Source organism: Thioalkalivibrio sp. ALE11 (assembly GCF_000381205.1).
GTDB lineage: Bacteria > Pseudomonadota > Gammaproteobacteria > Ectothiorhodospirales > Ectothiorhodospiraceae > Thioalkalivibrio.
The window spans coordinates 1-21,848 of the sequence record NZ_KB906183.1; the positions used below are offsets into that span (position 1 = coordinate 1).

The 21,848-nt window shown below is 63.6% G+C and carries 13 protein-coding genes and 2 pseudogenes; 11 read left to right on the forward strand and 4 right to left on the reverse strand.

All coding sequences use genetic code 11. From position 1 onward, the window contains the following. The 10 genes and pseudogenes from F620_RS15555 to F620_RS0112910 all read left to right on the forward strand — a co-directional run. Window positions 1-129, forward strand: a pseudogene (locus tag F620_RS15555) (IS481 family transposase); the annotation flags it as partial. 98 nt (window positions 130-227) lie between these two features. After that, window positions 228-1,226 (forward strand): NAD(P)-dependent oxidoreductase, encoded by a 999-nt coding sequence (locus F620_RS0112870; protein WP_155987023.1) that lies wholly within the window; start codon window positions 228-230, stop codon window positions 1,224-1,226. Window positions 1,227-1,289: 63 nt separating this feature from the next. Further along, complete coding sequence (locus F620_RS0112875) at window positions 1,290-2,594, forward strand: hypothetical protein (protein ID WP_019570874.1); 1,305 nt, start codon at window positions 1,290-1,292, stop codon at window positions 2,592-2,594. 11 nt (window positions 2,595-2,605) lie between these two features. Beyond that, window positions 2,606-3,025, forward strand: coding sequence for a nucleotidyltransferase substrate binding protein (locus F620_RS0112880; protein WP_019589817.1), 420 nt, complete (start codon window positions 2,606-2,608; stop codon window positions 3,023-3,025). Further along, window positions 3,022-3,360, forward strand: a complete 339-nt coding sequence (locus tag F620_RS0112885) for a nucleotidyltransferase family protein (RefSeq protein ID WP_019570876.1) — start codon at window positions 3,022-3,024, stop codon at window positions 3,358-3,360. Before F620_RS0112880 ends, F620_RS0112885 begins: the two co-directional genes overlap by 4 nt. Before the next feature lie 124 nt (window positions 3,361-3,484). After that, on the forward strand, window positions 3,485-3,904 hold the full coding sequence (locus F620_RS0112890; protein ID WP_019570877.1) for a hypothetical protein: 420 nt from the start codon (window positions 3,485-3,487) through the stop codon (window positions 3,902-3,904). A gap of 140 nt (window positions 3,905-4,044) precedes the next feature. Beyond that, window positions 4,045-5,583, forward strand: coding sequence for a DUF4382 domain-containing protein (locus tag F620_RS0112895; RefSeq protein WP_081621775.1), 1,539 nt, complete (start codon window positions 4,045-4,047; stop codon window positions 5,581-5,583). Window positions 5,584-5,647: 64 nt separating this feature from the next. Further along, window positions 5,648-8,917, forward strand: coding sequence for an LAGLIDADG family homing endonuclease (locus tag F620_RS0112900; protein WP_026331472.1), 3,270 nt, complete (start codon window positions 5,648-5,650; stop codon window positions 8,915-8,917). A 19-nt stretch (window positions 8,918-8,936) separates the two neighbouring features. Beyond that, window positions 8,937-9,326, forward strand: a pseudogene (locus tag F620_RS14445) (ribonucleoside-diphosphate reductase); the annotation flags it as partial. Between the two features lie 155 nt (window positions 9,327-9,481). Next, window positions 9,482-17,389 carry an isopeptide-forming domain-containing fimbrial protein gene (locus F620_RS0112910; RefSeq protein ID WP_231373908.1) on the forward strand — a complete coding sequence of 2,636 codons (7,908 nt, stop codon included), beginning with the start codon at window positions 9,482-9,484 and terminating at the stop codon, window positions 17,387-17,389. Between the two features lie 257 nt (window positions 17,390-17,646). Here F620_RS0112910 and F620_RS0112915 read toward each other — a convergent pair whose 3' ends face one another. Together F620_RS0112915 and xrtH are read right to left on the reverse strand one after the other, a co-directional pair. Then, window positions 17,647-18,291 (reverse strand): exosortase H-associated membrane protein, encoded by a 645-nt coding sequence (locus F620_RS0112915; protein WP_231373909.1) that lies wholly within the window; start codon window positions 18,289-18,291, stop codon window positions 17,647-17,649. Next, complete coding sequence (xrtH, locus tag F620_RS0112920; protein WP_019570883.1) at window positions 18,251-18,787, reverse strand: exosortase H; 537 nt, start codon at window positions 18,785-18,787, stop codon at window positions 18,251-18,253. The genes F620_RS0112915 and xrtH overlap by 41 nt, the downstream gene beginning before the upstream one ends. A 291-nt stretch (window positions 18,788-19,078) precedes the next feature. Between xrtH and F620_RS0112925 the strand changes: the two genes are divergently transcribed. Then, window positions 19,079-19,420 carry a hypothetical protein gene (locus tag F620_RS0112925; protein WP_019570884.1) on the forward strand — a complete coding sequence of 114 codons (342 nt, stop codon included), beginning with the start codon at window positions 19,079-19,081 and terminating at the stop codon, window positions 19,418-19,420. Between the two features lie 40 nt (window positions 19,421-19,460). Here F620_RS0112925 and istB read toward each other — a convergent pair whose 3' ends face one another. Beyond that, complete coding sequence (gene istB, locus F620_RS0112930) at window positions 19,461-20,201, reverse strand: IS21-like element helper ATPase IstB (RefSeq protein ID WP_019569550.1); 741 nt, start codon at window positions 20,199-20,201, stop codon at window positions 19,461-19,463. Continuing rightward, entirely contained in the window at window positions 20,188-21,729 is a 1,542-nt protein-coding gene (gene istA, locus F620_RS0112935) for an IS21 family transposase (RefSeq protein WP_026331303.1), read from the reverse strand. Before istA ends, istB begins: the two co-directional genes overlap by 14 nt. Window positions 21,730-21,848 lie beyond the last annotated feature (119 nt).

Here is a 21,848-nt window from a genome sequence, read left to right on the forward strand (position 1 = left end):
TACAACCATCAGATCGGGCAGAAGGCGCTGGGGCACCGAACGCCGGTTGAGACACTCAAGGCCTGGCAACAGGAACGCCCCGATTTATTTCGTAAATGTGTATACAATCAGCCGGGACCCGACAAATAGCTGGATCTCATTAGTGGCCTGACTGGGTTCCAGGGAGGGCCTTGGTTGGGGTTTCATCGTAGTGAAATAAACGATGGCGGAATTGCCGGGGGCGTCAGGTGGCTGAAGGGATGCGGGTGCTTTTGACCGGGTGCGCGGGCTACATCGGCCGCGCCCTGGCCCGACGCCTGCGGGAGCGGGGTGTCGTGGTGGTTGGGGTGGACCGGGATCCCTGGGGGCCGGAGGTAGCCGGGCTGGGTGAGCGGATGGATTTGGCGGAAGCCGGTTCCAGCGGGCGGCTCGCTGCACTGATGGCCGATGTGGATGCGGTGTTCCATCTGGCCGCGGCGCGCGTGGACTGGGGGCTGGATTACGCCGGTTACGCGCGCGACAACCTCGAGGTGACGCGTGAGGTGGTGGAAGCCGCCGCGCTCGCCGGGGTGGACCGGTGGGTCTATCTCGGGACGGTCGGTGTGTATGGTTCCGGCGCACACGCGCTGGATGAAACCGCGCCGTTCGCCCCCGCCACCGATTACGCGACCACCAAGGCGCTGGCCGAGCAGCTCCTGCTGGAGCGCGCCGCATCGGCGGGCTGGGTGGTGCGCATCCTGCGGCCATCGGCGGTCTTCTCGGAGGAGCAGCCCGCGAACACGAACCTGTACCGGCTGATCGAGGCGATCCGGCGCAACCGGTTCGTGCTTGTCGGGGACGGGAGCGAAATCAAGACCACTTCGTATCTGCACAATGTGGTGGATGCGACGCTGTGGTTGTACGACGATCTCGGCAAGGGCGGTGTCGAGGCGTACAACTATGTCGATGAGCCGAAGCTGACGACTCGCGAAATGGTGGACGTGATTCGGGAGGAGCTGGGGTCGCGCCTGCCGTTGGTCCGTTGTCCGCTGGGGGTGGCCGAGAAGCCGGCCCTGGCGCTCGACTGGCTGGCCGAGCGGCTGCACCGGGATCTGCCCGTCACGGCAGCGCGTATCCGCAAGTTTTGTACGCCGACGAACTTCGATGCAAGCCGCATCCGCGAGGCCGGGTTCGTGCCGCGGTATGGCAGCCACGATGCCCTGCGCCGTACGGTGCACTGGCACCGGAGCCTTGCACGGAACGCGTGATGCCGTGTACGGCCTGCCCGGGGCTTGGTAGGCTGCGGGGCTGCACAAGGACGGGGGCGCGGCATGGGCCGGACACTTCTGCTGGGGCTCAACGAGATCAATTTTGATTACGTCCGGCGATACGTGGAGCGGGGTTATCTGCCGGGGTTCGCGCGGTTGTTGCGCGAGCACGGTCTGCTGCACACGCATGCCGAGGATCGCTACGAGTGGCTGGAGCCCTGGATCCAGTGGGTGACGGTGCACACCGGACGGTCGTACGAGGAACACGGGGTGTTCCGGCTGGGGGACATTGTCGAGTCCGAGGTGCCGCAGTTGTTCGAACAGCTGGAGGCGCGGGGGCTGAGCGTGGGGGCGGTGTCCCCGATGAACGGGGCCAACCGGTTGCGGAATTCGCCTTATTTCGTCCCCGACCCCTGGACCGGGACCCCGGCAGCGGGCCCGCTCTTTGTGCGGTTCCTGGCGCGCGCGGTGTCGCGCGCGGTCAATACCAATGCGACGGGTGGCGCGGGGGCGACGACCTGGTTGACCGTGCTTGCGGGGCTGGTGCGTTTTGCCCGCCCGCGTCATTACCCGGAATATGCGCGGTTGCTGGGTCGCGGCCTGCGCCGGCACTGGCCACGGGCCATGTTGCTGGATCGGCTGCTGTTCGACATGCACGCGGCGCTCTATCGGCGGCACCAGCCGGATCTGTCGGTGCTGTTCCTGAACGGCGGTGCGCATATCCAGCACCATTACCTGTTCAGCTCGCAGGTGTGTGAAGCCGGGCGCCGGAATCCGGAGTGGTACGTGCCTCCGGAGGTCGATCCAGTTCTGGAGGTGTACCAGCTTTACGAGCGCATGGTGCTGGAATGGCGTGAGCGGTTTCCGGAGACCCGAATCATCCTGGTGACGGGGTTGCGCCAGGTCCCGTATCCCCCGGGGCCGCACTATTACCGCCTGGTGGACCATGCGGATTTTCTCCAGCGCGTGGGGGTCCGCGATGTGGTCGAGGTGGAACCGCGGATGTCGCGTGATTTCCTGGTGCGCTTCACGAGCTCCGAAACGGCAGCCGAGGCGGAGTCAATCCTGAGGGAGCTGGCGGACGAGCAGGGTCGGAAGTTGTTCGAGGAGGTTGAGCCACGGGGGCACGAGCTGTTCGTTACGCTGACCTATCCGCACGAGATCGACCGTTCCACGCGCGTGTGTCCGCCCGGCGGCGAGATGGTGCTGGACCTGCAGGAACACGTGGCCCTGGTGGCCATCAAGAACGGCCATCACGATGCGACGGGATACTGCATGGATACGGGGGCGGCCGAGGGTGAAGGGGGCGGTGCCGGCATCCCGCTGAAGGAGGTGTACTACCGGGTGTGGCAGTCGGTGACCGGGTGAAGGAGGGACTGATGGCGGATCTGGATGTGCGCTGGAAACAGCGCCTGGCGAATTTCCGGCGGGCCCTGGCACAGCTGGAGAGTGCCGTGCGTCTGGCGCAGCAGCGCGAGCTGTCGGATCTGGAACGCCAGGGGTTGATCCAGGCCTTCGAGTTCAATCACGAGCTGGCCTGGAACGTGATGAAGGATTATTTCGCCTGGCAGGGCAATACCGCGATCACGGGCTCGCGCGACGCGATCCGGGAGGCCTTTGCGAAGGGGCTTGTCGAAGATGGTGAAGGCTGGATGGAGATGATCCGCAGCCGGAATCTGACGGCCCATGCCTACAACGAGCAGGTGGCCCGCGAGATCGCCGAGCAGGTGGTGTGGCGCTATCACGCGCTGTTCGATGCGTTCGCGAGGCGCATGGGCGAGCTGGAAGGGCAGGCATGACGGGAGCGGCCAGTGCCACGAAGTTCGGGTTGCCGGCCGATGTCGTCACGCGCCTGTGCGCGGTGTTCGCCGGCTGGCCGGAGATTAGCGGCGTGTGGTTGTACGGCTCGCGCGCGAAGGGGACCTGGCGCAAGGCCTCGGATATCGATCTGTGTTTGCAGGCGGATAGTCTCGGTGTGCGCGACCTCCTCCGGATCGAGGGCGAGATCGATGATCTGCTGTTGCCGTGGAAGGTGGATCTGTCGCTCTGGCATCAGATCGAGGAAGAAGACCTGCGCGGGCACATCCGTCGAGTGGCGGTGGAGCTGTGCCCTTCGGACATCCCCGCCGGGTGAAGCTGTCCGCACATCGCTCGGGCATCGGGGTGGATAACCCCTCGGCGGGCGCGGCCGCCGTGGAAATCTCCCGGGGTGTCTCGTACCCTCCGGGCTCGTTCGCCCATCCCGATCCGGAGACACCGTGGCCGATATCCTGAATCAGTACGCCGACGATCAGCCCGAGTCGAAATACATCGTTCTGCGCGCCCGCAGTGGCCAGGAGGTCTCCGCCAACTTCACCCTGCAGGACCGGCGGGGGCGCCAGAGCGCGGCGGAGTACCTGTTCCACCTCTACTCCACCATCAAGGAGAAGGTGGGCGAGCCGACCCTGGACACCGCCGCGCCATCGCCGGACGACCAGGACGCCATGCAGCGGCTGATCCTCTACTCGGCCGGTGCCCACGACACCATGTTCGGCACCTTCAATGGCTCCACCGAGATGCCGGAGGAAGAGCGCAATGAGTTCGTGGAGATCTTCCTGCTGGCCTGCGCCACGGTCATCGAGGGCAAGCGGATCACCATCGACCTCCAGCGGGGCGTCATCGAGGCCGAGGCGGCCTGAGTGCAGCGGCCCGCGCGGTCGGAATCCGGGGTTTTCGTGCGGAATGTGACGTAGCCCACCTGTCCTCTGTTGAGCCCGCGCCGCGCGCGTGATTTCCTCTGTTCAGCTTGAACGATTCTCGCCGGAGCGAGGGAGGCAGCATGATGAAGTCCTGGACCGGAATCACGAGCGGGGTAGGGGGGCTGTGTGCAGCCGGGGTGCTGCTTGCGGCCTGCGGGGGTGGCAGCAGTAGTGGGAACGACAATGGGCAGGCCTCCGACGACAGCGGTTCGGTGGCGGTGTTGATTACCGACGCGCCCACCGAAGTGTACGATGAGATCTGGGTGAACTTCACCCGCATCAGCCTGCTCTCGCAGGATGATTCCGAAGAGGCCGAGCCCGTCGTGCTGTTCGACGATGTCGACGGTGAGGCTCTCGACCTGTTGCAACTGCGCGACCATGCCGAGCTGTTCACGGTGCAGGAAGATGTGCCGGTGGGGGACTACGAGAAGGTGCGCATGGAGGTCTCCGGCGTGGAGCTGGTGGATCTGGACACCGGTTCGGAGACCCGCGTCAACGCTCGCCTGCCTGGTGATCACCTCGATCTCGTGCCACGCGCTCCGCTCGAGGTTTCCGAGGACAACGTCCTGTATCTCGAACTCGATATTGATGCCGAGGAGTCGCTGCTGGTGGTCGAAGCCGGCGGCGACATGGTGTTCCGTCCCGTGGCATTCGTGTCTGCCTACGAGGAAGGCGGCAGCGGCAGCGAGGACGGTGGCGTGGACGACGGCCTGGCGGAAGACGGCGCGGCTACTGATGACGAGCCGCTCATCAGTGTCAGGGGGCAGGTGCGCGATGCCGGGGATGATGCGATGCTGATCTGCCCTTCGGAGGCCGCTTCTGCCAGTGCCTGCGTGCGCACCTCGCTGGAGGGCGAGGTTCCGGTCTTTGATGGTCATGGCGAGCCCGTTGACCGGATCGTTGCGGGTGATTCGCTGATCGCGAAGGGCTTGTTGCAGCGAGATGATGGCGGCCGCCGTACCCTCGAGCCATTCAGCATTGCCCTGGGTACCCGGCCAATGCTGGGCACACGGGGTGGTACCGCCGATTCCGAAATGGATGCGGATCGCGAGTTCGTCACCCGGAGTGGCCGCGAAATCCGGCTTCTCGATTCGGCCCCCGTAGTAAACCGCCAGGGCGAGCGGCTGGACACCGATGCAATCGTCCCCGGTCAGCCGCTGACCAGCTTCGGCATTGTTTCCGGCGAGCCGATGCTGGCCACCCTGGTGGTCCTGGGCGGTGACGTGTCGGGGGAAGGCGGTGACGGCGAAGAAGGTGATCGCCCGTCCATGCTGCGTGGCGAGCTGGTTGCGGTGGACAGCGACAATACCCTGCAGGTGGAAGCCAACGGGAGCACCGAACACCTTCGCCTCATTGAGGAAGGCCGCCTGGTGATAGCCGGTCAAGGACAGGTTGCCTCCGGCGCGGTGGCGGACCTCGATGAGTACGAGCGGGTGCGGATCAACGCCCGGGGGACTCATGGCGACAGCTACTTCGAGGCCGAGCAGATCGTCGCCCTTCCACTGAATCGCGACGACGATGCCTCCAGCAACGGGCGACCGGGTCATGCCGGTCCTCCCGAAGGGGGCGGTCCGCCGGACCACGCGGGCCCGCCGTCCGGAGTTGGTGCTCCGGAATAATCGCTACCATTCGGGTCGGTTCGGTGAGCGCCGAGCCGGAATGGATGCACTGTGGCAGCTCAGCATGGGCAAGGGCCGACAATCGCAAGGCAGTGTCCGGTTCCCGGGAGGCACGTCGCCCGACGTGCCGCTGCAGCCCTCGTCGGCTTCGATCTGGGCCGAGCGTTACCAGCTGCACAATGCGGATGGCGAGCCGGTGGACGCCTCGGTGGAGGCGATGTTCGAGCGCGTGGCCCGTGCCCTGGCCGGGGTGGAGGCGCCGGAGAAACGCGCCGAGGTCGAGCGCGAGTTCCGCTGGGCGCTGGCGCATGGCGCCGTGCCGGCCGGGCGCATCCTCGCCAATGCCGGCGCTGAAGATCGCCAGTCGCGCACCACGCTGATCAACTGCACCGTCTCGCGCACGATCCACGACTCCCTGCAGGCCATCCTCGATGCCAATACTGCCGCCGGCCTGACACTGAAGGCAGGAGCGGGCATCGGTTATGACTTCAGTACCCTGCGGCCGAAGGGGGCGCCGGTGGCCGGGCTGGGGGCTCCGACCAACGGGCCGGTGGCGTTCATGCAGATCTTCGACCAGACCTGCAAGACCATCGGGGCGGCCGGCGGGCGCCGCGGGGCGCAGATGGCGACGCTGGACATCGGACACCCGGACATCGAGCGCTTCATCCTGGCCAAGCGCCGCAAGGGACGGCTGACCCAGTTCAATCTCTCGGTGCTGGTGCGCGACGCCTTCCTCGAGGCGGTCGAGAACGACGCCGAATGGATCCTGGCCTTCCCGCTGCTGCCCGTGGAGCAGGAGCGGGTGGCCGCATCCGATATCGTCTACCGCGACTGGCCGGTGATCGAGGATGATTACCGCATCGACGAACGGGGTCGGGTCGCCTGCCGCATCTACCACCGCGTGCGCGCCCGCGATCTGTGGCAGACCCTGATGCGCAGCACCTACGACGTCGGTGAGCCCGGCGTCATCCTGATCGATCAGGTGAACCGCCAGAACAACGCCTGGTTCGACGAGGTGATCCGCGCGACCAACCCCTGCATTACGGCAGACTCATGGATCCACACGTCTATTGGGCCGCGTCAGGTGCGGGATCTGTTGGGACAGAAATTCCGCGTGAGGGTTGATGGCCAAGATTATCCAACGGGCGAACAAGGTTTTGTCGCGACTGGGGCAAAGCAGGTCGTTCGGTTGGCTACCGCTGAGGGCTATCAGTTGAAACTGACGGCCGATCACCGGTTGCGTCGCGTTACCCGCTATACGCGGTATGTCACTGAAACTGAATGGTGTGAGGCGGGGCGGCTGCGCGAAGGCGATCGGGTGTTGCTCAACGACCATCGTGCCCACGCTGAGTGGCCTGGTGAATACACCTATGAGCAAGGCTACTTACTGGGAATGTTGGTTGGTGACGGCACCCTCAAGAAGGACAAGGCGGTGTTATCGGTTTGGAAGCCGGCCGCTGTTGTTGGCAACAGCTTCGACGCGGGCTCCCCGGTCGGGGTGGACGGGGTGATGGCAGAGGTAATGAGATCTGTCCATAGCTTACCCCATCGCGGAGATTTTTCGGGGTGGCAGGAGGTCGCCGGTCGGAACGAGTTCAGGCTTAGCCTGGCTGCCCTAAAGTCTCTGGCAGAAGAAGTCGGCATGGCGCCGGGCGCGAAGTCGGTTACTCCGGTTCTGGAGCAGGCTTCAAGTGAATGTTGTCGAGGGTTTCTTCGGGCGGTGTTCGACGCTGATGGTTCCGTTCAGGGCAGTCAGCAGAAAGGCATCAGTGTTCGCCTCTCACAGTCTGATATTTCGTGTCTGGAAGCCGTGCAGCGGATGCTTCTGAGGCTGGGGATTGCGTCATCAATCTACAGAAACCGCCGTTCGGCCGGATTGCGCCACTTGCCAGACGGCAACGGCGGCGTAAAGGAGTATGGGATCAAGGCGCAGCACGAACTGATCGTCAGGGGCGAGAACCTCAGGCGGTTCCTACAGCAAGTCGGCTTCGCGGACACGGACAAGAAACGACGTCTGGAACAAGCTCTCGCCCGATACAAGCGCGGTCTGAACCGTGAGCGTTTCGTCGCGCGGGTAAAAAAGGTCGAATCCGACGGTATTGAAGAGGTTTTTGATGTATCGGTTCCAGGGGTTCACGCGTTTGATGCTAACGGTTTGTATGCGCACAACTGTGGCGAGCAGCCGCTGCCGCCGGACGGGGCCTGTCTGCTGGGGTCGGTGAACCTGACGCGGTTCGTCTCCGCGCCGTTTACCGAAGAAGCGGCATTCGACTGGGAACGCTTCGAGCGCGTGGTGGGCGTGTTCACGCGCATGCTCGACAACGTCGCGGACATCTCCGGACTGCCGCTCGAGGCGCAGCGCGCGGAGATGCTGCGCAAGCGACGCCACGGCATGGGCATCCTCGGGCTCGGCTCGGCCCTGGCGATGCTGGGTGAGACCTACGGCTCCGAGTCGGCCGCCGCCTTCACCTCGGAAGTCTGTCGACGGCTCGCGCTTGAGAGCTGGCGCGCCGGGCTGGCGCTGGCGCGGGAGAAGGGGCCGGCGCCGGTCATGGACGAGGACTTCACGCTGACCGCGGACATGCTCCGGCGTCAGCCGGCGCTGGCCGAGGCCGGCTACCGGGTCGGGGACGTGCTGAAGGGACGCGAACTGCACGCCCGCTTCAGCGAATACATGCAGCGCATCGCCGGGGAGGATCCGGAGCTGGTCGACGCGCTGGCGAAGGAGGGCGCGCGCTTTACCCACGCCACCTCCATCGCACCCACCGGGACCATCAGTTTCTCGGTGGCCAACAACGCCAGCAACGGGATCGAACCGACCTTCCTCCACCACACCACGCGCAACATCCGCCGCCCCGGACGGCGTACCCGCGAAGCCGTCGACTGCTACTCGTACGAGCTGCTCACCTATCGCGCCCTGGTCGATGCCGAGGCGGGCCCGGGGGATCTCCCGGCCAGCGCGATCACCGCCGACCGGATCAATGTGGACGCCAACATCCGTATGCAGGCGGCCGCGCAGCCGTGGGTGGATTCGGCCATCTCCAGGACGCTCAATGTCCCGAGCGATATCCCGTTCGAGGGTTTTCAGGAAGTCTACCTGCAGGCGTGGCGTGCGGGGCTCAAGGGGTGCACCACCTACCGGCCCAATCCGCGGGCGCAGATGGGCGTGCTGATGGACCCCGAACGCCTGCGCAGCACCTGGTACACCTTCACGCTCGCAGACGGGCAGGAGGTGACCCTGCGGGGCGACGAAGAGGTGGAATACCAAGGCCAGGTGCACACTGCCGCCAACCTCTATGCCGCGCTGGACGAGGGCTACTACGACGACCTGTAACGGCGTCGCGGAGAAAACCATGCACCGGATCGATCAGCCCATCATCGCGTTTCGCCGCTCGGATATTCCGCAGGGCGAGTCGGCGCCGGCTGGCGACGACGACCCGGTCGGCAAGCGCATCCCGTCGCGCCCCGAGGGCGAGCTCGAGTCGGTCACCGAGAAGGTCCGCTACTGGACCCAGGAAGGGCCGCAGACGGTCTACCTGGTGGTCAGCTTCGTGGCCGTGTCCGGCACGGTGGGCGGCGAGACGGTGACCATCGAGCGCCCGATCGAGTTCTTCCTGCCCACCGGCCAGCACTCCGAGTCCTACCAGTGGATCTCCGCCACCATGCGCAGCCTGTCACTGGCGGCCCGTGGTGGCTACGCCGCCCGCGCCCTGCGCGACCTGCGCAAGGCCTGGGACCGCGGCCGGCGGCTACCTGCGGACACCGGGTGGCATCGTCTTTGCTAGTGGCTTCCGAAGTGGAAAAATAAGGTGGGTTTCATTAACCTCCCATAGTCGGTAAGGGTGCCCCGGCACGGGAAACTCCACGCCGAGCATAAAAACAGAGAAAGGGAGTTCGAATGCAATTGTCCCGCTGGAGTTTCTGGGCATCCCTCAGTTCCGCCGTTTTCGGGCTGCTGATACCCGCAGTCGCAACCGGTCAGACCCCGGAGTTGTCGGAGGGAGTGCCCGAGGAGGCATTCCTTGGCGAGGAGTTCTGCTTCGATACCAATTTCAGTAATCAGGGCGACGAGGGTTATGGGCCCTACTTCCGCCTCATTCTGCCCCCGGAGCTCGAGTTTCAGTCGGCCGAGATCTTCGGCTCCAGTATTGGTGGCGGTGTTGAAGACCTGGGCACCTTCCCCGCAAGTGGAGAACTAACCGATACCCGGATCGACGAGACGGTCACTGGCGAGGAGGGGTTTAGCTACCGAAATATCGTTCTGCCGGTGGGTTCGGTGGTGGATGGCGGGCCGGACCTGGAGGCCACCATCTGTGCAACGATCGGCGAGGAGGCCATTGTTGGCGAGCCGCTCCCCGTTGACCTGACTCCCATCTACGAATTCGGTGATACCCCGACGGGGGACAACGGGCCCATCGATGGGGATGTCGTCGAGCAGACCGTCACCCCGACCGTCATCCTGTTTGACAAGACCCAGGATGCGCCCGAGAGCGAACGCCCGCCCGGCCCGAGCTGGCCGATCACCTACACGCTGAACGTCGACATCGCCAACACGGCGACGATGAACCCCGTCACCATTTCCGACGAACTGCCTGCTGACCTGCAGTACATCGAGAACACGGCGCAGATTACCGGGGGCGAGGACTGCACGATCACGCAGGAGCCGTCTGGATCCACACCGGGCGGCGAATTCGAGATCCAGTGTGATGGCGATACGGTCGGGACCCCCGCCGCTGACGACATCGTGGTGACGTACGAGGCGTACATCACCGATATCCTCGATGCGCAACAGTGCCAGATCGAGAATCTGGAGAACACCGCCAGCGTAGAGGCGACCTATGTCGACCAACTGGGCGAAGACAATCCCTTGCCGCAGATTGTCGACAGCTCGAACGTGCGCGCCGAGCATGTCGCCATCCAGAAGAGTGCCTCCGGCGCACAGGTGCCGGGTGAGGAGGTGACCTACACCCTGAACCTGCAGGTGACGGATTTTGATGGTGCCGTGAATGCGCTGGTCATAACCGATGAAATCGCCGACGGTATCGACTTCGAGGCCGACAGTGTCAGCTTCACGGTCGATGGCGGTTCGCCAATCTCGGTCACACCGGACGTCACTGTCCCGAACGCCGAGGACGGCACAACCATCGTGATGGACCTGTTCGATGGCACGGGGTTGTCCGAAATCGCTGAAAGCAGCGGAGTCACGGTGACCTACACGGGCACGGTCCGCCAGACCTACCGCGAGACCGGCGAACCTGTGCGGGCCTCGGATTCGATCTTGAACAGCGTTTCCATGGAGCACGACCTCGTTGCGGGTGCCACGTCCTGCAATGAGGGAAGCGCCGCGTCGGTGAGCATTCTGCCGATCGATACCAACAAAAAGATCGTGAACGAGCAGGATGCCTACGCGCCGGGGGACACCCTGGTCTATCGCTTGACCATGGAAGTGCCCTCCGGAGATACCCGGGATATCGTCTTCACCGACTTTCTGCCGCTGCCGGTGCTCAAGGCCGATGACGTCATCGAGGTCTTTAGCACGGACCCGGCCGATTGCGACGGCGCCAGCAGCCCCTCGGCGGGCGTATGTCTCGCCCCAACGGCGGAACTTGATTCGGATTACGAGACATTGCTCGGAGAGACGGGCGAGGTCGAGGTGACAACCCTGCCCGGGCAGAATGCCATCGAGATCCGTTTCCCGGACGTCGATACGGAAGCACAGCAGACGCTGGCGGTCGACCTGTATACCACCGTTACTGATGATCCCTTCGCCGATGGACTGTTCCTGACCAACATCCTCCAGGTCGAGACGGCCAACACCCCCGGAGAGACCACCACGGAGACCGGGCCTGTCGCCTTCGACGTGCGCGCGCCCGTGCTGGACATCGACAAGGCGATCACCACAACTGGTGGCGAGGGCAGCATCAGCGGCGACGGCAACCTGGCCGGCGCCGATGCCGGCGATACGGTGGAGTACACGATTACTCTGACCAATACCGGCGGCGCTCCGGCATTCGATGTCACCGTGACTGACCCGCCACCCTCCGGCCTGGAATCCTGCTCTGACGCGAGCGTGGAGGTCGACGGCTCCACCCGTAGTTTCACTGGCAGCCTGGACACTGGGGGTGGGCTTCTAATTGACGGAGAGGTGGATGCCGGTCAATCCGCCGCCATCACCTACACTTGCACGCTTGCGGATGACGTCACCCCCCGCCAGGAGCTGGACAATGAAGCGGAGGCTACCTGGGCCTCGCAGGAAGGCGCGCCCCCGTTCCCGGCGATCCGCGACGATGCAAACGTCACCGTTGCCAGCCCCGGTCTGGCCAAGACGAGCATCGCTGTGGATCCGCAGCCAAGTGCCGATGGTGTGGTGCCCGGTGACGTTGTCACGTACCAGCTCACCGTCGACCTTCCGGAAGGGGAAATACCTGACCTCGTGATCGAGGACGAGCTGCCGGCCGGATTTGCTTATGTCCCGGACAGCGTTGCGGTTGAGAACGTCGGATCCGGTGTGACACTGGATAATGATCCGCCGCTAGTGGACGACACCATTCCGCAGAATCCAGCGTTTGATTTTGGGGCGGCGAGTGTGACCGCCACTCAGGGAACCGCGAACAATACGTTCGTGGTCACCTACGACGCGACGGTTCTGGATGATCCTGCCAATGCGGCCCCGGATTCGGAGCAGGCGCGCCAGAACACCGCCACGCTGAGCTTCGGAGGAGAGGGTGCCGGTTCGGTGTCCGATAACCACACCGTTCAGTTCCGCGAACCGGTGCTTGCCATCACCAAGAGCTTCGACCCTGACGAAGACCTGGTTGCGGGGCAGCAGGTCACCATCACGCTGGAGCTGGAAAATACTGGTACCGCGCCCGCTTTCGACCTGTTCATCGAGGATGTCCTGAATAACGGTGCTGGCGGCGTCATCAATGACTTGCTCGATCTGGGTACCGTAATCGAAGACACCACGCCTGCGGGGTTCGATTTCGGTTATAACTCCGGTACTGGGGTTTTGAACTACACCACTGCGGACCCGGCCACGAGCCTTGCGCCCGGTGATTCGCTGGAGTTTACCTTCACCGCCACGGTGCTCGATGACGTCGTGACCGGATCGGAGTACAGCAACACGGTCACGGCGGAAGGCTTCAGTCAGCCGGATGCCGCTATTGACGAACGCCGCCGGACGGAGGCTGAGGACACCGCCACCGTCAACGTCGCTGACGCCACCGTGGCCAAAACGTTGGTAGACACCTCCGAGACGTTTACGACTGGCACCGACGTCGCGATCGGCGAAACGTTTACCTACGACATCCAATTCGATTTGCCGCCAGGTGTCACTCAAGCAGTCACGATTGCCGACGTGATCACCAATGGCTTTGACGGCGTGAGCCTGGTGGGAGCCACTTTGGCCCGCAGCTCAGAGGATCTCGATTCCGATGTGAATCCCTCGGGCATCAACGGCCAGGACCCTAACGACGACGCGGTTGCAGTGGTTCTTGTCGAGGATGGCAACGCCTTGGTCCTCGATCTGGGCGACGTGACCAACGGTTCGCTGGAAGACGAGACCTACACGCTGTCAGTCACCCTGCGGGTCGATAACGTGGCCGCCAACACCCAGGATCGTGGACTGCGCGATCGCGGGCGCATTTACTTCGAGGATGTGGAAGGCACGGAACGCAACGTGCAGTCTGGCGAGCTCACGGTCAACGTCGTTCTGCCCGCGGTCGATGTTGACAAGTCAGTGTCGCCGTCGTCGCCAGCCGCCGGGGATACGGTTACCTACACCCTGATCATCGCCAACCTCGGCAATGCCACCGGCTTCGACTGGACCTTCGAGGACGAGCTGCCGGATCTGCTGGAGAACCCGACGATCACGGATGACGGGGGCACCGATGCGGCCTTTACGGACAATACGCTCAGTGGTGCCATCGACGAACTGGCCCCTGATGCGGTAATCGAGATCACCTACCAGGCGACCATCGCCCAGGACACTCCGTTCCTGACCGCGATTACCAACGACGCAGGGGCCACCACCACCTCCCTGCCGTCCGGCTCCGACAACGAGGATGATCAGCGTACCGGCGATGGGGGCGTGAACAACCTGTTCGGTAACGACACCGCGTCGCTGACGACATCCAGTCCCACCCTGAGCAAAACTCTGATCGACGGTCAGGACCGCTATTCGATCGGGGACATCGTCCATTATCGGATTGAGATGGGGGTGCCGGTCGGGACAACCGATGAGTTCGTGATCGTCGATGACCTTCCGGAAGGGCTGACCTTCCTCGATCAGGAGCCGAACGAGGCGAGCCTGGACCTCGACGGGGTCAGCTCGGACGGCACCGGGCTGTCGTTCAATGAGGGTGATAACAGGCTGGAGGTCGACCTCGGCGAAGTGACTGCTGCCGAGGCGAGCACGGTGACCGTCGACTATTACATGCAGGTCGACAACGTCGCGGGCAATCAGAACGACGTGGTACTCGCGAACGAAGCGGTTGCGAGTTTCGAGGATCCGGAGGACCCGTCGCAGACGGTCAACCTGGGTCCGGAATCCGTTTCGATCACCGTCGGCGAACCCGAGTTGAACGTGACCAAATCCATACCGTCCGGCGGCGTCAATCTCCAGGCCGGTGATGAAGTGGACTGGCGGATTGAGTTCGAGAATACGGGCAACACCACCGCCTGGCAGACCGAGCTTGTCGATATCTTGCCGGACGGCGCCGGGACGCTGGACCCCGGCGCAATCACTGTGTCGATCCAGGCAGGGGACATCCGGAACGCCGATGGCGACTTGGTCTCGGATGACGATGTCCAGATTCAGGCGACGAATGTCGATGACGACACGTTCGTTCTCGAGGGTCTGGAGGTCCCCGCCGGTGCGGTACTGCGAGTCGATTTCACGACCCGGCTCGCGGACGACGTGATCTTCGGTGATACGTTAATCAACGAGGCTATCGCGACCTTCGCCAGCCAGCCCGATGGCAACAGCGAAGACGACAGGGTCCGGGACGCCGCGGATGCCCCGGATGGTCTGAATGACTACCAGGCTTCGGGGAGCACAAGCCTTACGATCGCCTCGGACCTCGAGATCGACAAGACCGTCGACCGAAACGAGGCCACCATCGGTGAAGAGGTGACGTTCACCATACGGCTGTCGCTCATCACCGGGGTGACGGAAAACGTGTTCGTCTCCGATACGTTGCCGGATGGCCTTGCGTACGTCTCGCACAACATCAGCGTCGGGCACATGGGTATCGCCTTCGGCAACCCGGACTACGCTGATCGGCTCGGGAGCGGGCAGGAGGTTGACTTCGATCTCGGCAATATCAGCAATCCGCCGTCGAATGGCAATAACGACAACTTCGTGGATATCGAGGTCACGGCTCGCGTTGAGAACACTGAGGACAATCAGAACGGCGACGTGCTCAGCAATGGCGAGGATGGGACGGTGTGGGTGGAGTACGGTGACGACTCGGCCAACCCGGTCCGCCTCGAGTTCGACGCCGACCCGGCGGACGAGGACACGATTTCGGGCATTCCGGTGGACATCGTCGAGCCGGTTCTTGATGTCTCAAAGACTGTGGCTCCGGGGGAGCAGGCTTTGGGCAATGAGGTGGTATTCACGGTTAATCTGGAGCACGCCAGTGGCAGCAGTGCGGACGGGTTCGATCTTTCGATCGTGGACCAGCTTCCGCCCGGACTGACCTACGTGGAGGGCTCCGCTAGCCTGCCGGCCGACGCGGTGAACGTTGACGGTCAGGATCTCGAGTTCGCTTTCTCCACTCTGGAACTCGGTGAGGACCGGGAGTTTGTCTATCGGGCGGCCGTCTCCTCCGCTGCGGTGGTGGGTTCCGAGCAGACCAATGCACTGGGGATGACCTGGTCGAGCCTCCCGGACAGCACTGGCGAGGCGGACAGCGGCCGCACTGGTGCTGATGGCCCCGACGGGGAGCCTAACAATTACGCGCGGGATGACGATGCAACTGTGACGGTCACCGCCGATGCATTTCTGTATCCGGTCAAGACGGTGGCACTCTTTGATGATGTGGCCGGCAATGGTCAGGTGGATCCCGGTGACACCCTCGAGTACACCGTCGTACTGGAGAACCAGGGCCCGGATGCCAGTGGCGTGGTATTCACCGATCCCCTTCCCGCGAATACGGAGTATGTGCATGGGTCATTGACCACCACGCAGGGTACTCCGGACGACAGTAACGATCCGCTTGTGGTGGATGTCGGGGATCTGGATGGCGGTGGTTCGGTCACCATTACCTTCCAGGTGGTGGTGGACGCCCCGCTCCCGTCGGGCGTGATCATTTCCAACCAGGGCTCGGTCGACTCCGACCAGACCGTGCCCACGCCGACGGATGCCGATGGCATTCCCGAAAACGGCTTCCAGCCCACCGATGTTCCGGTCGGCGGGGCCTCGGGTGACACACCTGGTGCAAGTCTGCAATTCACCAAGAACTACGCCCTCACCGACGATGTCGTTGCACCCACCGGCACAATCAATGAAGGCGATGAGGTTACTTACACGTTTGTGATTTCCAACACGGGTCAGGAGGCCCTGACCAACGTGGTCTTCACCGACACGGTTCCAGTCGGCCCGCCAGGGATGGACGTGACCGGGATCACAACCACACAGGGTACGGCCCCCGCTGCGAGCAACAACGTCGTAATCGACGATATTGGCACCATCGCACCCGGGGACAGTGTCGTGATCTCGATCATCGGGACCGCGAACGGGGATGGTGATGTCCTGAACCAGGCAACGGTCTCCAGCGATCAGGTTGAAGACACCTTGAGCGACGGGGATGGCACCCCTGATACCGACCCGAACCCGACAGTGTTTCCGGTGGAACCTGCAGGGGAGACTGGCGAGCCGGCGTTGGCGCTGGATAAGCAAGTTCAACTAATCGACGATGCCAACTCGGACGGTCGGGTCAACCCGGGCGAAACGGTGCGCTTTACCCTTCGGATTCGCAACACTGGATCCGCGGTTGCGGAGGATGTACGGTTGACCGATGACTTGACCGACCTGATCGGCACGCTGTTGCCCGGGAGTGTTCAGGTCAGCCAGGGTAGTGTTGTCACACTGAACCCGGAGCTGGAGGTCAATGTCGGTGCCCTCGATCCGGGCGCCAGCGCCACCGTGAGCTTCCTGGTCGTTGCCGATGAGCCCGGTGATCTGCGCAATCAGGCGGAGGTCCGCGACGCCGATGGTAATATTACCGAGGATTCTGCATCCATACCGGTGGTGGTGTTCGAACCCTTCGACCCGCCGAGCGGACTCAAGCTGGTCAACGACGAGGGTGTGCCGGAGCTGGAGTGGACCATGGTCTGGCTCAATCCGAACGATACCTATGTCAGCCCTCTGCGCGTGGTTGATCCCATTCCGGCCAACAGCTCGTTTGTCGAGGATAGCCTCGAGTGCATCGCTAACGGCGTGTCGGAAACAACCTCTTGCGAGTTCGACCCCGTCGCCGGCGAGGTCGTCTTCGAAGGGTTCATCGGACCCGATCCCGGAGCAGTGGACGAGACCGACTCCGATAACGCGGTCATCATCGTGTTCCGCGTGGAGATCGAGAGTCTGAACCGGTCGGTAAGCAACCAGGCGACCGCGCAATGGGACGAAGACGGCAGTGGTAGCGTGGATCCGAACCAGGTTCCGGTGACTTCCAGCACTGCCCAGTGGGAGCCGGAGGCAAGGCCGGTCCCCGTGTTGTCCCCTGTGGGTCTCCTGCTGTTGGGGGTCCTGTTCCTGGTGGTGTTGAGACTGAATGCGCGACTTGTTCCGCTGCATTCCTGATGCTGCAAGAGAACAGCTGTGGGGTCCTGTCGGCCGAGCCAAGATCCGGACTTGGCCGGCCTGTAAGGAGCCGGATGGTGCGAAACCGACGGACCTCCTATGCCGGGGTGCCCCGATTCTCGTGTCCGCCTGACCGCTGAGGCCGCGTCACGGTGAGCCAACCGGAGGCCCGCTGCCGGGTGAGATTGCAGGTAGTCTGGCAGTGGGGCAGGAAGAACGACCTGGCCGAGCGCCAGAGAGCTGTCCTTATGCCCGTTCTACCGTGCACCATTGGCGGTGATGCTGTCGCGCTCTAGGAGGCTCTCCACGAGGCGCAGGTTGAGCATGATCCAGATGGTGACCACCGCGATGAACGGCAGCATCAGGTAACCGAACTGGTAACCCAGTGCGATCAGTTCCAGCGTCCAGTCCGAGAAGCCCAGCTCTTCCGGGATGTCGGCTCCGCCCCGCAGGGCAAGCGAACGCAGGGCGTCGAAGGTCAGTCCCCAGACATGTGCGGGTATGAGCAGAAAATACCCCAGAATCAATTTACTGGTGGAAAAGAAACGCTCGTCGGCTGCAAACAGCAGGGCCAGCAGCACGGGGAGGTTCCAGCTGTAGATCAGGGGGTTGATTGGCAGCACCACCTGGCCCATGACCTTGTTGCCCCGGGCGTCCTGAGCCGCTGTCTCGAACCCGGTCACGATGACCGTGTCGCGGCCCAGGCCCTCGATCTGTTCCACCGTGCCTGGGTGCACCAGATTGAGGAGCAGTTCGGTCAGCCAGGCGCTGGGCAGGGTGAACAGCCACGCCGCCTGGTACCAGAGGAAGAACGTTATCGGCAGCCAGATGAGCGCCTGCAGGAAAAACCGGCCCAGGAAACTACGGGGTCGCAGGTGCAGCATGGTCTTCATCACTTCCATCCGAGCCTCGGTCGGCCTTGGTACGTGGCAGTGCGCGCAGCCACAGCAGCCAGACTGCCAGCGCATCGAGCATGATCAGGGCTTGCCAGACATACAGATGCGCCCATTCGAATGCTGTTTCGTTCCACATCCCGAGGAAGAACAGTGAGACGATTCGCACCAGATTCAGGCCCTGGATGGCGATGATCCCGATCAGGATGCCCCACAGTTTGTAGCGCCAGGGGGAGGGGAAGGCGAGCATCGCCGCGACCAGCAGGATCATTGCTTCCACCCCGTTGCAGCCGGCTGCAATCTCGACAGCGAACTGGGTGGAGACATCGCGGATGATCACGCCGGTGGCAATGATTTCGCGACCGGTTAGCTCGATCAGGTGTCCCGAGATCCAGGCTAGACCGCTCGTAAATGGCTGCACGAGATACGCCTGAGCGGGCGGTGTCAGTTCAGCCGTGAACAGGACACCCTGAATCAGCAGGAAGAGCAAAAAAAAACGGATCACGGCGAATTCTCTTGGTCCCGGTTCAACAAAGTTTGGCGCAATCTGTTGGCGCTGTCGAACACGCCGTCGGAGAGTTGGTCGCGCAGACGGCTTCCAGCGCGTCTTGGTCCTGCGCGTCGCGGATGAGCCGGTGTGCATCGCGGGTAAATTCGGTTGCCAGTCGGCAAAACTTCCTTGCGAACCCGGTTTGGTCCGGACACTCCCCTGGAGGCATAGTTGGGGCGGTGAGAGTGCCCTGGACGTCCCAGCCCGGGTCATGGATGGATACCTGATGAGCAACAAGCAGTCGCCATGGAAGTGATTTTCGATACAACGCAACTGGAAGCCGGATACCAGTTCGATCACTACGCCAGGGTGCTGGCCGAGCGGGTGGCTCCTTTTACGGTCCGGCGTGGGAAGAACGCAAACCCCGGATTTCGGGCGCGTTTCTGTAGCGGCGCACTCGACGGCCTGGAGGTCAGTCATGGCCTGGCCGACTCACATTGGGTCGGGCAGAGCCGGCGCGCCAGCACCGACAATTCTTTTGCTTACGCCCTGCTCATGCCACTGGGCGGCACTCGCCTGGTTCAGCAACTGGACGGAGACTCGAGCGAGGCTGTCGTGGAGCCTGGTGTCAATGGCCATCGCTTTTGACCCACCTCTGGCCAACAAAATTGACCCAGGGAGCCGGCGTTCAGCCGGCGGTTTTCTCACGTAGTCGGTAGCTGTCTCCTCCCAGTACGTAGATCGATGAGTGGTGGATGACCCGGTCGATGATCGGGACGGCCACGTTGTCGTGGTGGAAGAACTCGCCCCAGTCCGTGAAGTCCTTGTTGGTCGTCAGGATCAGCGAGCGGTACTCGTAGAACGCGTGAACCAGCTGGAAGAGGTTGTAACGCGCCTGGCGGCTCATCGGCAGGTAGCCAAGCTCGTCGATGACCAGCAGGTCGAAGCGTGTCAGCTGCGCGATCTTCTTCTTGAGCTCGCCCTTCATCTCCGCCATTTCCAGCTCCTCGACCAGCTCCAGGGCGTTTCGGAAGAGCACCTTGTAGCCGGCATCGAGTGCCTTGCGGGCGATCCCGATGGCAAGATGGGTCTTGCCGACCCCCGGCGGGCCGATGAAGACCAGGTTCTGCCGGTTGTCGATAAAGCCGAAGTCCAGCAGGGCGTTGATCTGGCGCTTGGTGATGGTCGTCTGGTGGCGGTAATCGAAGGCCTCCAGGCGTTTGTCCGAGGGCAGGCGGGCCCGCCGGCGGTTGCCGTCCAGGCGCTTGCTCTCGCGGACCCGTTGCTCGTGTTCGGCGAGGCGCTCGGCAAAAGCCAGGTAGGAGACGGCGTTGTCCTCCGCCTCCGAGAGCAGCTGCGGCAGCTCGTCGGCGATCGCCGTGCAGCGCAGATTCCGGAACCGGCCCACGGCCTGATCAAGACGGCTCATGGGTCACCTCCCGATGGCCAGCCGGCTGGCCAAGGTGGGCGTAGGCCGACAGCGAGACCGGCCCCGATGCCTCGCCGGAGGTGTCTGCGTCGGCCTCCATGTCCCGGCCGCGCCACTGCGCACGCTGGTTGGCCTCGAGGAAGTCCCGGATGCGCGTGGCCGTCAGCCCCTCACGCCCGGCAAGGCGCTCGAGCAGCTCCGTGTCCAGCGAGGCCGTGTCCTCGAGGATCCGGCGTACGGCCGCGACCTGATCGCGGTAGATCTTTGGATCACTGGCGCGCAGCTGCGCGCACAGCCGCCCGCCGAGATCGGCACCGAGGCGCTCGGCAATGGCCCGCTCGATGTCCTCGACGTGCTGTGCACGATCGCGGTAGTGGTGGGTGTTCCGCACCCGCTCCCCCTTGCCGGTGGCCAGTGGATGCGTGGCCACCACTTCCCCGGAATCCAGGTCGACGATCTCGAGCGATCCGGCGCTCTCCTGGACCCCGACCCGGCCGCGCTGGTAGGCCATCGGCACGGTGTACTTGTTGGCCGACCACGAAATCAGACCCGTCTTGTCCACCTTGCGCACGGCCACCTCCGGGCCTGCATGGCTCACGCACGGCGGCGTGAGATACGCTCGCAGGTGCGAGCGTTCCTGCGCCTCGAAGCGCTCCCGTGGCTGACATCGGGTCGTGCCGTGGCAGCGGACATTGGCCACTTCCTCGAGCCAGTCCCGGACATGAGCCTTGACCGCCTCCTCGCTGGAGAAACGCTCGCCGTACAGGCAGTCGCGCTTGACGTACTTTACGCCGGCCTCGACCTTGCCCTTGCTCTCCGGGTCGTAGCCCCGGCAGGCGTGGATGCGGAATCCCGCCGCCGTGGCGTACTGGTGGAAGCGCTCATTGACCGTCAGCTCCCGGAAGCGCTCAGCGATGACCACCATCTTCGTCTGGTCGTAGACGCACTCCTCGGGCACGCCGCCGAAGGCGCGCAGGGCCTCGTCGTGCATGGCGATGAACGTCTCGGTGTCGATCGGGCGGAACGACACGCACACGTGCATCAGCCGGGAGTACGAGAGAACAAAGACGACGAAGTACACCGTACGCGACTCGCCTGCGATCTCCACACCCCGCAGCTCGCCGGGATCCACCTGGCACTGCACGCCGGGCACGTCGTCGAGGACGGGCTCGTAGTAGCGCGGCTGCGCAACGGGGACGGACTCCCGCAGGCGCTGCAGATACCGGCGCAGACTGCGATCCGAGACCTCCAGGTCTCCGACCTCGTCACGGATCTTGCGAGCCACCTTCACGGCACTGAGCTTCGGGTAGCGGCGCAGCAGGTACTCGAGGTAGGGGCGATGGGCATCGAGCCGCTTGCACCGGCCCGAATCCGCACGCTCGGCGACGATCGCCTCGGCGCTCTGGCGCAGATACTTGCGCACCGTGTTACGCGAGATACCGAGCTCGCGGCTGATCGCCCGTACGGACAGCCCCTGGCCCTCGTCGTGCAGTGCTTTGATCCGATGAATCATGACCCACTCCTTCATGTTCCCGTCCCGGCCGCCTCTCTGAACGGCGGACGGTATGGTCAGACGTGGCCAGTGGCCACCCGTAGGTGGGTCAAAATTGTTGGCCAGTAGAGGGTCAGTTTACGTGGCCATTAACA